The sequence below is a fragment of the Georgenia satyanarayanai genome, assembly GCF_009193135.1.
GTDB classification, from domain to species: Bacteria; Actinomycetota; Actinomycetes; order Actinomycetales; family Actinomycetaceae; genus Oceanitalea; species Oceanitalea satyanarayanai.
Genome location: NZ_VUKC01000002.1, coordinates 467940 through 482902, shown reverse-complemented (window position 1 = coordinate 482902; position 14963 = coordinate 467940). Strand labels below are relative to the sequence as shown.

Sequence of the window (14963 nt, the reverse complement as noted above, 5' to 3'; positions counted from 1 at the left end):
CGGGAGGCTCGGCTCCCGCTGAGCCGGGTCGCTACCGACGTCAGGTGGGCCGCGGGGCAGCGAGGTCGGGCTGGGGCAGGCCCGTGGGCAGACCGTCGATGCTCACGCGGTTCTTCTGCTGCTGGTAGTCCCGGATGGCGTCGGGGCCACGGCTGTCCGCCCAGGCGGGCATGAGCGTGCGCTGCTCGACGTAGTCGTAGAGCGGCACCCCGAAGCCGCACGAGGTCTGGACGAGGTCGACCGCGAGCTCGAAGACGTTGCGAGCACCGCTCATCGGCGGGAAGAGGGCGAGGAGCTCCCCCCAGTCGGGGTCACCCTCGTGGATGGCGCGGGCGGTGCCGTAGAGCCGCATGATCAGCGGCTGGCCCTCGAAGGAGCAGAACATCAGGGTCATCCGCGGCGAGTCGAGGATGTGGGCCGCGGTCTCGTTGCCGCTGCCCGTCCCGTTGAGCCACACGACCCTGTCGGGACCGAGGACGCGCAGGGAGTCCAGGCCCTTGGGTGAGACGTTGACGCGCCCGTCACGCGCCGCCGTCCCGACGAAGTACATGTGCTGGCGCTCGATGAAGGAGCGGTGCTTCTCGGAGATGCTCGGGTACTGCCGCATGTCAGGGAGTCTGCCAGCCCTCCTGCTGCGTCCCGCTGAGAACGCCGACAGCTGGACCCCCCGAAGGGAACCCAGCTGTCGGCGTTCAGGTGATGGGTCAGGCGACCTTGGCGGTGACCGTCACCTCCTTGGCGGCTGCCGCTGGGGCGGGTGCCGCCCCGACGGGCCGGCGGACGCCGAGGGTGTCGGAGCCGTTGCCGTCCCAGTCACCCACGTGCACCTCGTCACCGGCGCGACCGAAGGTCACCACGCGGTCCGCGTCCCCGCCACGCAGGGAGTTGTTCACGTGGTAGGTCGCCCCGCGGCGGACCGCGAAGGTGTCGCGGCCGTCGGCGTTCCAGTCCCCGGCGAGCACGACGTCACCGGACCGGCCGTAGGTGAACACCACGTCCGCGTCACCCCCGCGCAGGGAGTTCTTCACGTGGTACGTCGCCCCGCGGCGCACCGCGAAGGTGTCCGTGCCGTTGCCGTCCCAGTCACCGACCAGCACCTGGTCACCGGCCCGGCCGTAACGGAACACCGAGTCCGCGTCCCCGCCACGCAGCGAGTTCTTCACGTGGTACTCGTTGCCACGGCGCACCGCGAAGGTGTCCGTCCCGTCCCCGTTCCAGTCACCCACGAGGATGACGTCACCGGGCCGACCGTAGGTGAGGACCACGTCCGCGTCCCCACCCTGCTGGGCGTTGGACACGTGGAACACGTTCCCGCGACGCACCGCGATCGTGTCCGTGCCGTCCCCGTCCCAGTCACCGATGAGCACCTCATCGGCCCAACGGCCGTAGGCGAAGCGCACGTCCGTGGACCCGGTCCAGCTGTTGGACAGGTGGAACTCCGCGGTGCGACGGTCCGGCTGCGGCTGCTGCCCACCGGCGGTGGAGAAGGTGAAGGACCACTCGGCCACCGCGCCGTCGGCGAGCACGAAGCCCTCCGTCGCACGCGCGGTCACCTCGATGGTGCCCTCGCCCGGGTAGGTCCCGGCCGGCACGACCTCACCGTCGACGACGTACTCGACGCCCTCGACCGCGGGGATCGTGAACGTGTCGTTCGCGAAGCCGGCCCGGTCGGTGAAGGTCACCGCGAGCGGCGTCACCTCCGTGGGCTCCGGGTCCCCGCCCTCGGTGGAGAACGTGAAGGACCACTCGGCCGTGGCGCCCTCGGCGAGCACGAAGCCCTCCAGGGCACGTGCCGTCACCGTGACCGTCCCGGAACCGTCGTAGGTCCCGGCAGCCGTGACCACACCGTCGACCAGGTACTCGACACCGGCCGTGGCCGGGATCGTGTACGTGTCGTCCGCGGTGCCGTCCTCGTCGGAGAACGTCACCGGTGCGGGCGTCACCTCCACGGGCTGCGGCTCCTCGTCGTCGGTGAAGGTGAAGGTCCACTCGGCGGTGGCGCCCTCGGCGAGCACGAAGCCCTCCAGGGCACGTGCCGTGACCGTCACGGCCCCGGACGCCGGGTAGGTCCCGGCCTCCGTGACCTCACCGTTGACGAGGTACTCCACCCCGTCGACCGCGGGGATCGTCAGCGTGTCCGCGTCGGTCCCGGCAGCGTCGGTGAAGGTCACCGCGGTGGGCGTCACGACGACCGGCTCGGGGTCGACGTCGCCGCCGTCCACCCGGAAGTAGTCGAAGGTGACGGTCTGGTTGTCCTCGGAGGCGGTCCCGAGAGCGAACAGACCGACCCGGCCCTCGGCAGCAACCGCGGCGTTGGTGACCGACCCGAAGGTCGTCCACTCGGTGCCGTCGGCGGAGTAGCTGCCGATGAACTCGTCACCGGACTTCTCCAGGCGCAGGTGCCACACGGCCTGGCCCACGGTCGTGGGGTTCGCCGGGGTGTCGACGTTACCGTCGGTCTCGGTCAGCATCTCCATGCCGAGCTCCAGCGTGCTGCCGGGGCTGTTGCGGGCGGAGATGTCGAGCTTGACGTAGTTGTCGTCGTCGACGTAGGCGATCAGACCGCCCTGCTCGTACTGGCGGGTGAGCGTCGAGCCGTCGACCAGGGTCTCGACCGTCCAGTCACCATCGCCCAGGTCCTGCAGGACGAAGTTGCTGGGCGCGCCGTTGTCGGGGCCGTAGATGTCACCGGTGGTGGCGTCCAGCTCGAGGTGACCGTCCACGACCCGCATGTGCGTCGGGTCGGGGCGGACGACCTCCCAGCGGCAGCCGTCGAGGGCCGAGCCGTCGAACTCGTCGCTCGGGTCGGCCGAGGACACGGAGTCGTCGGGGGCGATGTGGAAGTAGTCGAACTCCACGTCGACCGGCGCCTGCGTGCGGCCCGCGCCCTGAAGGGCGAACAGACCGATCTTCGGGTTCTCGATGCCCTCGAGGGACTTCGTCTCCGACATGTCGGTGAAGTCGGTCCCGTTCGAGCTGTAGGAGGCGTTGAGGCTCTCACCGTCGCTGACGAACCGCACCCAGACCGTGCTCGGGTAGTCGGCACCCACCGCCGGGCTCATCGAGGCGCTGACCTCGTTGGGGGCCCCGTCCTCCTCGCGGATGAACTGGAAGACCCGGCTGGCCGGGTTCGAGCCCGACGTGCTGCGGCCGGAGAACACCATCTTGGCGTAGTTGTCGGCGTCGCCGTAGATGAGGAGGCCGCCCTGCTGGTAGGCCTCCGCCCCGTTGAGCGTGAGACGGGTGGTCGCCGTGAACGGCCCCTCGGGCAGGTCCTGCAGGACGAGGTTCGGCACGTTGCCGTTGTTCGTCCCGTAGATGTCCGTCGCGGACGTCGGGATGACGAGCGCGCCGTCCTCCACACGGAGGTCCTGGTTGACCCGGATGGACTGGTCCCAGCGGTCGGTGTCGAGCTCGTCACCGTCGAAGCCGTCGGAACGGCCGTCGAGGCACTGCAGACCCGGTGCGTTGACGGAGACCTGGACGGACTCGGTCGTCGTGGCGCCGCGCGCGTCGGTCACCGTCACGGTCGCGGTGTAGCGGCCGGGAACGGTGTAGGTGTGCGAGGCCTGAGCCGTGTCGGCCGTGGTCCCGTCACCGAAGTCCCACGCGTAGGTGAGCGGCGTGTCGCCGTCGGGGTCGGTCGCCGTGGCGGTGAAGCTCACCGCCAGCGGTGCCGTGCCCGTGGTCTCGGTCGTCGTGACCTCGACGACGGGGCTCTCGTTGTCCGTGACGCCCCGGCCGATGAACTGGACCCAGTTGACGTTGACCTGCCCGCTCGTCATGACGAAGTAGAGCGAACCCGTCTCCGTCGTCACGTCGTCGGGCAGGTCGAAGTCGTAGTTGGCCCACTGCTGCCAGCCGCCCGCGGGGACGGTGACGGAACCGATCGCCGGCCCGTCCGGCGAGCCGGTCCGGACCTCGACGGTGCCACCGGGCTGCGACGCACCGCGGATGCGGATCGAGTCGATGCCGGTGAGGTTCGTCGGGTCGAAGGAGAACCAGTCGTCCTTCTCGGCGAAACCGACGTTCTGGCCGCCGCCGGTGTCCGTGGTCTCCTCGACCTGGACGCCGGCCTCACCGGTGCTCGTGGAGCCCTCGAGACGACCGGTCTCGGCGAAGTACTCGGCCTCCTTGCGCTTGGGCTGCAGGATGACGATCTCCTGCGTGGTGAGGGGGTCGACGCCCTCCGCGCCCTGGTCGGTGTAGGTGACCGTGACGACGCCGAAGATGTTCGCGCCGATGTGCCCCTCGTCGCCGGGGAGCGGGAACTCGCCCGTGCAGCCCCGGTACTGGTTGTACGGGTGGGCGTGCTCGTCGTGGCCGAGGGCCGGCTGGACGATGACGTTCTGGCAGTCGATCTCCTCCCCGTCCTCGGGGTCGGTGACCGTGACGTCGTATGCGATGACGTCACCGAAGTTGAAGAAGCCACCGTTCACCGGCATGTCGACGGTGATCGTCGGCGCCGTGTTGCCCGCCGCGATGAGAACCGTGGCCGAGGACGAGATCCCGTCCGCGTTCGTCACGGTGAGCGTGACCGTGTAGTTGCCCGCCTCCGTGTACGTGTGGGTGGGGTTGGCCTCCGTCGACGTCGCACCGTCACCGAAGTCCCACGCGAAGGTGACCTCGCCGCCGTCGGGGTCGCGCGACCCCGCGGAGCTGAAGTTCACCTCGAGGTCGAGCGGGCCGTTCGTGACGTCGGCCTCGGCGCGCGCGATCGGCGCCCGCTGGCCGGAGATGTAGTCGATGCGGTAGATGCCGGAGTCGGCGTTGTTGCCGCCGAAGCCGGAGCCCCACTCGATGATGTACAGCGCACCGTCGGCGCCCCACTCGAGGGCGTGCGGGCGGGCGAAGGACATCGAGGAGAGGATCCGGTTGATGTCGATCAGCTCGGTGCCGTCGTCGGACATCTGGAAGGAGTACATCCGACCGGTGTTCCACTCGGCGAAGGCGGCCTTGCCGTCGAAGTAGGCGGGCCACTTGCGCTCGGAGGCGAGGTCCTCGTCGTAGACGTAGACCCCACCGGCCATCGGCGCACCACCGTTGCCGATCTCGGGCGCGTTGCCCGTCGAGCCGTTGTTCTGGTACCAGACCGTCGCCGGGATGGCCGGCGGCAGCTGCTCGAGGCCGGTGTTGTTGGGCGAGGTGTTGACCGGGCCACCGGCGCAGTCGAACTTCTCCCCGCCGGTGTTGGTGGCGAAGTCCCACCGGTTGTAGGCGAGGTTGCCGCCGACGCAGTGCGGCCAGCCGTAGTTGCCGGCCTCGTCGACGATGTTCCACTCGACGATGCCCGCGGGGCCGCGGTTCGGGTTGGCCGAACCGGCGTCGGGACCGTAGTCCGCCACGAGGAGCGTGTCGTTGCGGGGGTCGATGCCGATCTTGAAGGGGTTGCGGAAGCCCATGCCGAAGATCTCCGGCTTGGTCAGCTCGGTGCCCTCCTCGAAGAGGTTGCCCTCGGGGATCGTGTAGGAGCCGTCGTCCTGCGGGGTGATCCGCAGGATCTTGCCGCGCAGGTCGTTGGTGTTGGCCGAGGTGCCCTGGGCGTCCCAGGCCGACCGGCCGGCGCGCTCGTCGATCGGGCTGTAGCCGCCGGAGGCGAAGGGGTTGGTGTTGTCGCCGGTGGCGATGTAGAGGTTGCCCTGACCGTCGAACTGGAGGGCACCGCCGGCGTGGCAGCACTCGTCACGCTGGACCGGCACCTCGAGGAGGACCTCCTCGCTGTCCATGTCGAGCGTGTTCCCCACGAGGGTGAACCGGGAGACGTAGTCAGTCGGCGAGCCCTGGGGCGAGTAGTAGAGGTAGATCCAGCCGTTCTCGGCGAAGTCCGGGTCCAGCTCGAGGCCGACCAGTCCGAACTCCTGCACCTGCGTCACCGCGAGCGTGCCCGCAGTGGTGGTGCCACCGTTGGGCGCCACGATCTGCACGCGACCGTCGCGCTCGAGGTAGATGGTCCGACCGTCGGGCGTGGGCGCCAGGTCCATCGGGTTCTGGGTGTTGAGGTCGAGGGCGACCTTGTCGAAGCTCTCGTCGAGGGTGGCGGAGCAGTCGGCGTCGACGACGCCGGCCGCGGTGCGCAGACCCTCGAGGATGTGCTGGCGGAACTCGGGCTCGCTGAAGGACTCGTTGGTGTGCCCGCCTCCCGTGTACCAGGAGCGGCCACCGTCGTAGTCGTGGCACCAGGCGATGGGGTGGTCCGCACCCATCGCGTTGTTCCCGGGCGAGTACGTCGACTCGTCGAGGGAGGCGAGGACGTGGACGTCGCCGCGCGGGTTCTCCCGGTAGTTGTACCACTCGTCGGTGCGCTCCCAGAGGGCGGGCAGGTGCGCGGTGGAGGGGTGCGCGGGGTCCTCGACGACGACGGTCGCCGTCGGGGTCCCGGGCGGGTGGCTGGCGAAGTACGCGCCGACGAGGTCGCCGTACCAGGGCCAGTCGTACTCGGTGTCGCTCGCGGCGTGGATGCCGGCGTAGCCGCCGCCGTCCTGGATGTACTGCTCGAAGGCGGTCTGCTGCTGGGCGTTGAGGACGTCACCGGTGGTGGAGAGCCACACGACGACGTCGTACTGGGCGAGGTTCTCGGTGGTGAAGTCGGCGCCGTCCTCGGTGGTGTCCACCGAGAAGCCGTGCTCCTCCCCGAGCTCCTCGATCGCCGCGATCCCCGCGGGGATCGAGCCGTGGCGGAAGCCCGCCGTCTTGCTGAAGACGAGCGCGCTGAAATCCGCGTCGTCCTCCGGCGGGGGTGTGGTGTCGGCGCTGGCGCCGCTCATCGCGAGCGGGAGCACCAGGGCACTGGCGAGCACGGTGCTCGCGCCCCGGGCCCACCACCGCCCGGTCATGGGTCGTCTGACCACGTTTCCTCCTCGAAACTGTGTGTCTGTCGTGCACGGGCCACGGCCGGCTCTGGCCGTGGCGGCCCGCCGTCCACGAGGGATCGCCTCGCGGTCGACGGCAGGCGTACTGCGGTCCTACGTAGACGCAGCGTAAGCCGCTTTTTGGGTACCCGTCAACCAAAAGGTCGGGAATGCCCGGGCACGGGAGAGGGCCCGCAGCCTGATCGGCTGCGGGCCCTCCCTCACGGACAGGTCAGCTCAGCTTGGCGACCGAGCGCACCTCCTTCGCTCCGGCTGCCGCTGGGGCGGGTGCCGCCCCGACGGGCCGGCGGACGCCGAGGGTGTCGGAGCCGTTGCCGTCCCAGTCACCCACGTGCACCTCGTCACCGGCGCGACCGAAGGTCACCACGCGGTCCGCGTCCCCGCCACGCAGGGAGTTGTTCACGTGGTAGGTCGCCCCGCGGCGGACCGCGAAGGTGTCGCGGCCGTCGGCGTTCCAGTCCCCGGCGAGCACGACGTCACCGGACCGGCCGTAGGTGAACACCACGTCCGCGTCACCCCCGCGCAGGGAGTTCTTCACGTGGTACGTCGCCCCGCGGCGCACCGCGAAGGTGTCCGTGCCGTTGCCGTCCCAGTCACCGACCAGCACCTGGTCACCGGCCCGGCCGTAACGGAACACCGAGTCCGCGTCCCCGCCACGCAGCGAGTTCTTCACGTGGTACTCGTTGCCACGGCGCACCGCGAAGGTGTCCGTCCCGTCCCCGTTCCAGTCACCCACGAGGATGACGTCACCGGGCCGACCGTAGGTGAGGACCACGTCCGCGTCCCCACCCTGCTGGGCGTTGGACACGTGGAACACGTTCCCGCGACGGACCGCGATCGTGTCGACCCCGTCCCCGTCCCAGTCACCGATGAGCACCTCATCGGCCCAGCGGCCGTACATGAAGTACACGTCCGTCGACCCGCGCCACGTGTTGGACAGGTGGAACTCCGCGGTGCGACGGTCCGGCTGCGGCTGCCCGGCGGTGGAGAAGGTGAAGGACCACTCGGCCACCGCGCCCTCGGCGAGCACGAAGCCCTCCGTCGCACGCGCGGTCACCTCGACGGTCCCGACACCCGGGTAGGTCCCGGCCGGCACGACCTCACCGTCCACCAGGTACTCCACACCCTCGACCGCGGGGATCGTGAACGTGTCGTCCTCGGTGCCGTCCTCGTCGGTGAAGGTCACCGCCGCGGGCGTCACCTCCACCGGCTCGGGGTCGGTGTCGTCGAGGTCCGCGACGCGCACGTTGCGGAAGTAGACGTCGTCGCCCTCGCCGTGGTTCTGCAGCCCGATGAAGCCGGACGTGAGGTCACGGTCGGGGTGGGTGCTGTCGAAGTCGTTGACCAGCACCTCGTTGAGGAACACCTTGATGTTCTGCCCCTCGACGACGATCTCGTAGGAGTTCCACTCCCCCGGCGGGTTGAGGGCCTCGTCGCGGGCCTCCAGGTCGGCGCTCTGGAAGGTGTAGATCGCACCGGTGGTGCGGTCGTCCTCGTCCGTCGCGTCGATCTGGATCTCGTAGCCCTCGTTGACGGCCACCCACGGGTCGTCACCCGGGTCGGGGAAGCCGACGAAGACACCGGAGTTGTCGTCCCCGTCCATCATCCAGTCGAGCTTGAGGCTGTAGGAGCCCAGCTCCTCCGGGTGCCAGAGCAGACCCATGCCGCCGACGCTGAGCATCGAGCAGTCCTCCTGCAGCTCGAAGCTGCCGGGGCCCGCCATCCGCCACTGCGCCAGGCTCTCGGCGGTCCCGTCGAACAGCGCGCGGTAGCCGTCCTCGACCTCTCCCGGCTCGCAGGCCGGGGGCTCGCCGCCCGCGGTGGAGAAGGTGTGCTCCCACTCGGTCGTGGCACCGTCGGCGAGCACGTACCCCTCGACCGCCCGTGCCGTCACCGTGACCGTGCCGGAGCCCGGGTGGGTGCCGGCGGGGACGACCTCGCCGTCGACGACGTACTCGACGCCCTCGACCGCGGGAACGGTGAACGTGTCGTCCTCGGTGCCGTCCTCGTCGGTGAAGGTCACCGCCTCGGGAGTGACCTCCACCGGCTCGGCGACCTCACCGGCGACCCGGAACTCGATCTCGTGGACCTCGCTCGTGTTGCCGGCCGCGTCGGTGGCCCGGAAGGCCGCGGTGTGCGCGCCGGGCTCGCTGACCGGGACCGCACCGTCGAAGGTGACCCACTCGCCACCGTCGAGCGAGTACTCGATCGTCTCGACGCCGGAGCCCTCACCGTCGTCGGCCTGCGCGACGAGCGAGGCGGGTGCCTCGTAGGCCGCGAAGTCGGCGCAGGCGATGGGCAACCCGGGCGGCTCGGAGTCGTGGACCATGATCGACAGCGGCTCCTGCCGGGCGACCCAGGTCGCGGAGCCGGACCCGACGGCGATGCCGTTGCGGTTCGGCACGAGGTTGCCGCGCACGTCGTTCGACGAGGACGCCCAGATCTCGTTGGGCGGCGCCGCCGGACCCGACGGGTCGTGCATGTAGTGACCCCCGTGGTCCATGCACGAGCCGTCGTGCAGGTGCGAGGCGTACTCCTGCCCGGGCAGCAGCCCGGTGACGCGGACGCTGACGGCGGTCCCGGTCGCGGTCTTGCGGAAGGTGGCCGTCCCGCCGATGTCGAGGGTGCCTCCCCCGTGACCCGACCGCGTGAACTCACCGAACGACGTGCCGAGCACGTTGCCCGACACCGTCGGGGCGTCCTCGTCGACCGGCGGCTCGACGTCACCGTCGACCACCCGGAAGTAGTCGAAGCTGACGGTCGTCGGCTCGGTCTGGTCCGGGCCGATGGCGACCAGGCCGACGGAGGAGAGGTCCCCGGCGTGGGTCACCGGGTCGCCGAGCGAGGTCCAGGTCTCCCCGTCCTCGCTCACCCAGCCGGCGTAGCTGTCACCGGTGCGGCTCAGCCGCAGGTGCCAGTAGTCGCCCTCGGGCTCGGTGGCCAGGTCGACCGACCGGTTCCCGCCGGCCCCGAACGAGCCGTCGACCTCGGCGACGAGCTCGGCGCCCAGGTCGAGCGCCGCTCCGGGCGCGTTGCGGGCCACGACGTCGAGCTTGACGTACTCGTCGTCGTCGCCGTACGCGAGCAGACCCGCGTACTGCCACTGGTGGTGGAGCGGCGCGTGGAACCGCGTCTCGACCGTCCAGTCACCCTCGGGTGCCGACTGCAGGATGAAGTTCTCCGGCGAGTCGGGGTTGTCGTTGTTGATGTCGCCGGGGGCGGTGACGATGTGGAGCTCCCCGTCGGCGACGGAGACGTTCTCGGCGTTGTAGCGGACGGTCGCGTCCCAGCGGCACCCGTCGAGGGCGTCGCCCTCGAACTCGTCGCTGGGCTCGCGCTCGCCGCCGTCGTCCTCACGGTCCGGCGTGACCCGGACGTGGTCGACGACGGCCACGCCGCCGCCCGCCCCGGTGTCACCGGCGGCGACGACACCCACGGTGGCCTCGGGGTCGAGGGTCGCGGAGCCGTCGAGCGTGGTGAACTCCTCGCCGTCGAGCGAGTACGCCGCGGTCACGTCCTCCCCGTCGCTGCTCAGGCGCAGGTGGACGGACGCCGGGGCGTCGTCCGGGAGGGTGACGTTGTCGGCGTGCTGGGTCCGCGAACCGCCGGACTCGGTCCAGTACTCGAGGAAGCGGCTGCCGTCCTGGTGCCTGGTGAACGTCAGCTTGGTGTAGTCGTCGTCCCCGGAGTGCAGCATGAGGCCGCTGTACTGCCAGTGACGCTCGTGGGCCAGGGTGACGTGCGTGTCGACCTGCCACTCACCCGAAGGCACCGGCTGGCCGACGAAGCTGATCGGGCCCGTGTTGGCCCCGTCGATGTCACCGGTGGTCACCGGCAGGCGCAGCCCGCCCTCGGCGACGGAGACGTCACCCCGGACGGTGGTCCAGCGGTGGGCGTCGAGGCTCTCGCCGTCGAACTCGTCGCTCATCGGCACCGGGCAGACCGGCCCGGGCCCCGGCTCGGGGTCCGGGTCGGGGTCCGGGACGACGGGGTCGTCGTCGAAGACGAAGTCACTGAACACGACCTCGCTCGTCGCGGTCGCGTGGTGCGCGGTGACGAACAGGCCCAGGTCCTGGACCGACGCCGCCCCGGGCAGCGTGACCGGCTGGCCGATCTGCGCGAAGTCCTCCCCGTTGGTGCTGTGGAAGGCCGTGTACTGGTCACCGTCGCGCACGATGCGCATCCACGCCGGGTAGGCGGTGGAGCCGGCGCCCGTGGACGCGTTGAGCTGGCCGTTGCCGTTGGCCGAGCGCAGCCACTCGAAACCGCCGCTGGGGCGGATGCCGAGGGCGGCGTAGCCGGCCGACTGTCCCGGCGCGGTGATGTCGTTGCGGACGATGAGGCCGGCCTTGGCGCTGTTGTGGGAGTTGCCCTGGCTGACGACCTTGACCGTGGCGGACCAGTTCTCGTCGGCGCCGGCGGGCAGGTACAGCGAGCTGTACTCGTCCACCGCGTTCCACATGTTGGCGCCGCCGGAGGTGATGACGAAGGAGCCGTCCTCACCGCGGGAGAACTCCCCGCGGGCGTTGGTGAACTGGCTGAAGTCGCCGAAGGGCTCACCGACGGTCACCGGGACGATGCGGGACGTCGTCGACACGCCGTTGTCGTTCGTGGCGACGGCGGTGAGCTGGAAGACCGACTCCTCTGCGGCGTCCCACGTGACGCCGTAGGGCGCCTCGTCGTCGACGCCGATCGACTCGTCACCGACGAAGAACTCGACCTGGGTGATCTCGTTCTCCGCGTCCGCCGCCTCGGCCGTCACGGTGATCTCACCGGGCTCGAGGGACTCCGCACCCGTCGGTGCGGTGATGCTCACCCGCGGCTTGGTCGTCGGGGAGACGCCCTTGCCGTCGGCCTCGATGAAGTTGAGCCTGCGCTCGCCCTCACCGGGGAAGACGACGTACAGCTCGAAGGTCTCGCCCGGGTCGGTGACCTCGACGGCCACGTCCGTGTAGCGGGACAGGCCCCCCGTCGAGGGAATCTCGGCCGTGGCGAGGAGCTCACCGTCGGGAGCGCCGCGCCGCAGCTCGATCTCCCCGCCGGTCGCCGAGGCGACCCGCAGGAGCAGGCGGTCGATGTTGATGAGGTTGACCGGGTCGTAGGAGGCCCAGGCGCCGCCCTGCCCGCTGATCGAGGTGCCGTGGCCCTCGACGTCGCGGGAGGCCGCGGCCGTGACGCCGTCGGACTCGGCGTAGAACTCCGCCTCGCGGATCTTGCCGAAGAGGAGCGAGGTGTCCTGCCCGGTGAGGGCGGGGACGCCGTCGCCGCCGGAGTCGGTGTACCGGGCGTCGAGCACGTAGAAGACGTTCATGTCGTCGCTGTGCCCACCGCCCAGGCTCGTCGCGACCGTGCCGGTGCGGCCGCGGAACGGCTCGGCCGGGTGGGAGTGCGCGTCGTGGCCGAGGGCCGGCTGGACGATGATGTCCTCGTCGGCGATCTCCTCCTCGGCGTCGGAGGCCTCGATGTCCCAGCTGATCTCGTCGCCGAAGTCGAAGAAGGCGCCGTCGGGCGGGAGGTTGAAGCTGATCTCCGGGCGGGTGTTGCCCACCGTGACGGGCACGGTGGTCGTCCCCGTCTTGCCGTGGGGGTCGGTCACCGTGAGGCGTGCGTCGTAGACGCCGTTCTCCTCGTAGGTGGTCGTGGGGCTGACCTCGGTGGAGTCGGTCTCGCCGTCACCGTCGAAGTCCCACGCGTAGCTGAGCTCCTCGTTCTCCGGGTCGCTGCTGTCGGACCCGTCGAAGGTCACCTCGAGCGGCGCCTGACCGCTGTCCGGCGTCGCGGTGGCGACGGCGGACGGCGAGCGGGAGCCGGACACGTAGTCGATCCGGTGCAGGCCCGAGTCGGGGTTGTGCCGGCCGAAGCCGCCGCCCCAGTCCAAGACGTACATCGAGCCGTCGGGCCCGAACTTCGCCTCGATGGGGGCCATGAAGGGCTCGGACGGGAGGAAGGCGTTGACCTTCTCCAGCTCCGTGCCGTCCTCGCTGAGGAGCAGGGAGTACATCTTGTTGCGGGCCCACTCGAAGAAGAAGGGCTGGCCGTCGAAGTACTCGGGGAACTTGGTGTCCGACTCGAGCTCGGCGTCGAAGTGGTAGAACGGCCCACCCATCGGGGCCAGGCCGCCGCCCTGCGTGACGATCTCCGGGTGGGAGGCGCGCTGGTAGCCGTACCACATGTCCGGTGCCTTGGCGGGGGGCAGCTCGGTGAGGCCGGTGTTGTGGATCGAGTCGTTGACCGGTGCGTCGCAGTCGAAGAACTCCCCGACCGTCACCGGGTTGGTCCGGTAGTCGACGTCGCGGAAGGGCTCGTTGTCACCCATGCACAGGGGCCAGCCGTAGAAGCCGGGCTCCTCGATGAGCATCCACTCCGCGATGCCCGCCGGGCCTCGCGTCGCCGGAGCGTCACTGCCGTTGTCCGGGGAGTAGTCGGCCAGCGAGAGGTTGCCGGTCTCCTCGTCGATCGCGAACTGGAAGGGGTTGCGGAAGCCCATCGCGTAGATCTCGGGCAGCGTCTTGTCCTCGGTGTCCTCGGACTCGTCGAACATGTTGCCCTCGGGGACCGTGTACGTGCTGCCGATCCCCGGCTCCGCGTCGGCCGGGATGTCCTCCAGCGGCGTGATCCGCAGGATCTTGCCGCGCAGGTCGTTGGTGTTGGCCGAGGTCGCCCGGGCGTCGTGGAACTGGCCGTCGCGCTCGGAGATCGGCGCGTAGCCGCCCGAGGGCTCCGAGTGCGGGTTCACGTCGTCACCGACGCCGAGGAAGAGGTTGCCATCCGCGTCGATCTCGACGACGCCGCCCGTGTGGCCCGGCTCGTCCGGCAGGCGCCGGGCCGGGACCTCGAGCAGCACGCGCTCGGTCTCCGGCTCGATGATCCCCGTCTCGTGGTCCATGGTGAACCGGGAGAGCAGGCTGAAGAAGTTCGCGGGGTCGGTGTCGTCCTCGCTGGCGGGCGAGTAGTACAGGTACAGGTGCCCGTTCTCGGCGAAGCCCGGGTCCAGCGCGATGCCGAGCAGCCCGTCCTCACCGCCGGAGTAGACGTCCAGCTCGAGCGCCGTCGTCGTCGTGTGCGTCTGCGGGTCGTAGACCCGCACCTGGCCGCGGACGAGCTCGGTGAAGAAGACCCGGCCGTCGTCGGCGATGTCCATCCCGAAGGGCGCGGAGGTGTTCTGGTCGAGCGCGACCCGCTCGTACATGTCCCAGTTGGTACCGCCGCAGTCGCCCTCGGCCAGGCCCGCGGCCCACTCGACGCCCCCGAGGATGTGACCGAGAAGCGCGGGCTCCTCGAAGTGCGAGGGGAAGTGGCCCATGCCGGTGGCCCAGGCGCGGCCGCCGTCGTAGAGCTTGCACCAGGAGATCGGGTGGTCGTAGCCCATGGCGTTGCCGCCAGGCTCGTACGTCGTCTCGTCCATCGTGGCGAGGACGTGCGCCTCGCCGCGGACGTTGGCCGAGAAGTTGTACCACTCGTCCGCGCGCTCCCACCGCTGCGGCAGGTGCTCGGTGGACGGGTGGGCGCGGTCCTCCACGCGGACGGTGCCGGGCAGGCCCGGGTCGGTGCCCGTGGCGGCGTGGCCGGGCATGAGCGCGCCGATGAGGTTGTCCCACCACTCGTAGTCACCGCGCATGTCGGTGGCGTTGTGGATGGCGACGATGCCGCCACCGGCCTGCTGGTAGGACTCCAGCGCCTCCTTCTCGTCCGCGGTCCACGGGTCGCCGGACGTCTGGAACATGACGAGCGCGTCGAACTGCGCGAGGTCCTCGTCGGTGAAGATCGAGGAGTCCTCGGTCCACACGGACCCGATGCCGGCCTCCTCGAAGGAGTCCATGAGCAGCGGCGTGCCCTGGTCGATGGTGTCACCGTGACGCCAGGCGGCGGTCGCGGTGAAGACGAGGACGTTGGCCCGGTCGCCTCCCCGCGTGTCGATGATGTCGTGCTCTGGCTCGATGGCGGCGGACGCCGGTAGCGCGGTGAGCAGGGACAGGCCCAACGCACTCACCGCGACCGACGCCACCGTCCGTCCCCAACCGGGACGTGAGGTGCTCATGAGACGAATTCCTCCATTGGATCGCACATCTGCTTGCCTTTCTCACCGCCCGGCAC

Annotated in this window: 3 protein-coding genes; all 3 read right to left on the bottom strand. The window is 70.3% G+C overall.

Features of this window, described 5'->3' with window-relative positions; genetic code table 11:
- Positions 1-40: 40 nt before the first annotated feature.
- The 3 genes from GD632_RS04725 to GD632_RS04715 all read right to left on the bottom strand — a co-directional run bounded on the left by GD632_RS04725 (position 41) and on the right by GD632_RS04715 (position 14907).
- Positions 41-607, bottom strand: a complete 567-nt coding sequence (locus tag GD632_RS04725; RefSeq protein ID WP_152189230.1) for a pyridoxamine 5'-phosphate oxidase family protein — start codon at positions 605-607, stop codon at positions 41-43.
- Between the two features lie 97 nt (positions 608-704).
- Complete coding sequence (locus tag GD632_RS04720; RefSeq protein WP_452176640.1) at positions 705-6833, bottom strand: ThuA domain-containing protein; 6129 nt, start codon at positions 6831-6833, stop codon at positions 705-707.
- 247 nt (positions 6834-7080) lie between these two features.
- Positions 7081-14907 (bottom strand): ThuA domain-containing protein, encoded by a 7827-nt coding sequence (locus GD632_RS04715; RefSeq protein ID WP_152189228.1) that lies wholly within the window; start codon positions 14905-14907, stop codon positions 7081-7083.
- Between the last annotated feature and the right edge of the window lie 56 nt (positions 14908-14963).

Bases quoted from the DNA above. Each gene is read 5' to 3' on its own strand.
- GD632_RS04725 (WP_152189230.1), bottom strand. From the start codon at position 607: ATGCGGCAGTACCCGAGCATCTCCGAGAAGCACCGCTCCTTCATCGAG.
- GD632_RS04720 (WP_452176640.1), bottom strand. From the start codon at position 6,833: ATGACCGGGCGGTGGTGGGCCCGGGGCGCGAGCACCGTGCTCGCCAGT.
- GD632_RS04715 (WP_152189228.1), bottom strand. From the start codon at position 14,907: ATGAGCACCTCACGTCCCGGTTGGGGACGGACGGTGGCGTCGGTCGCG.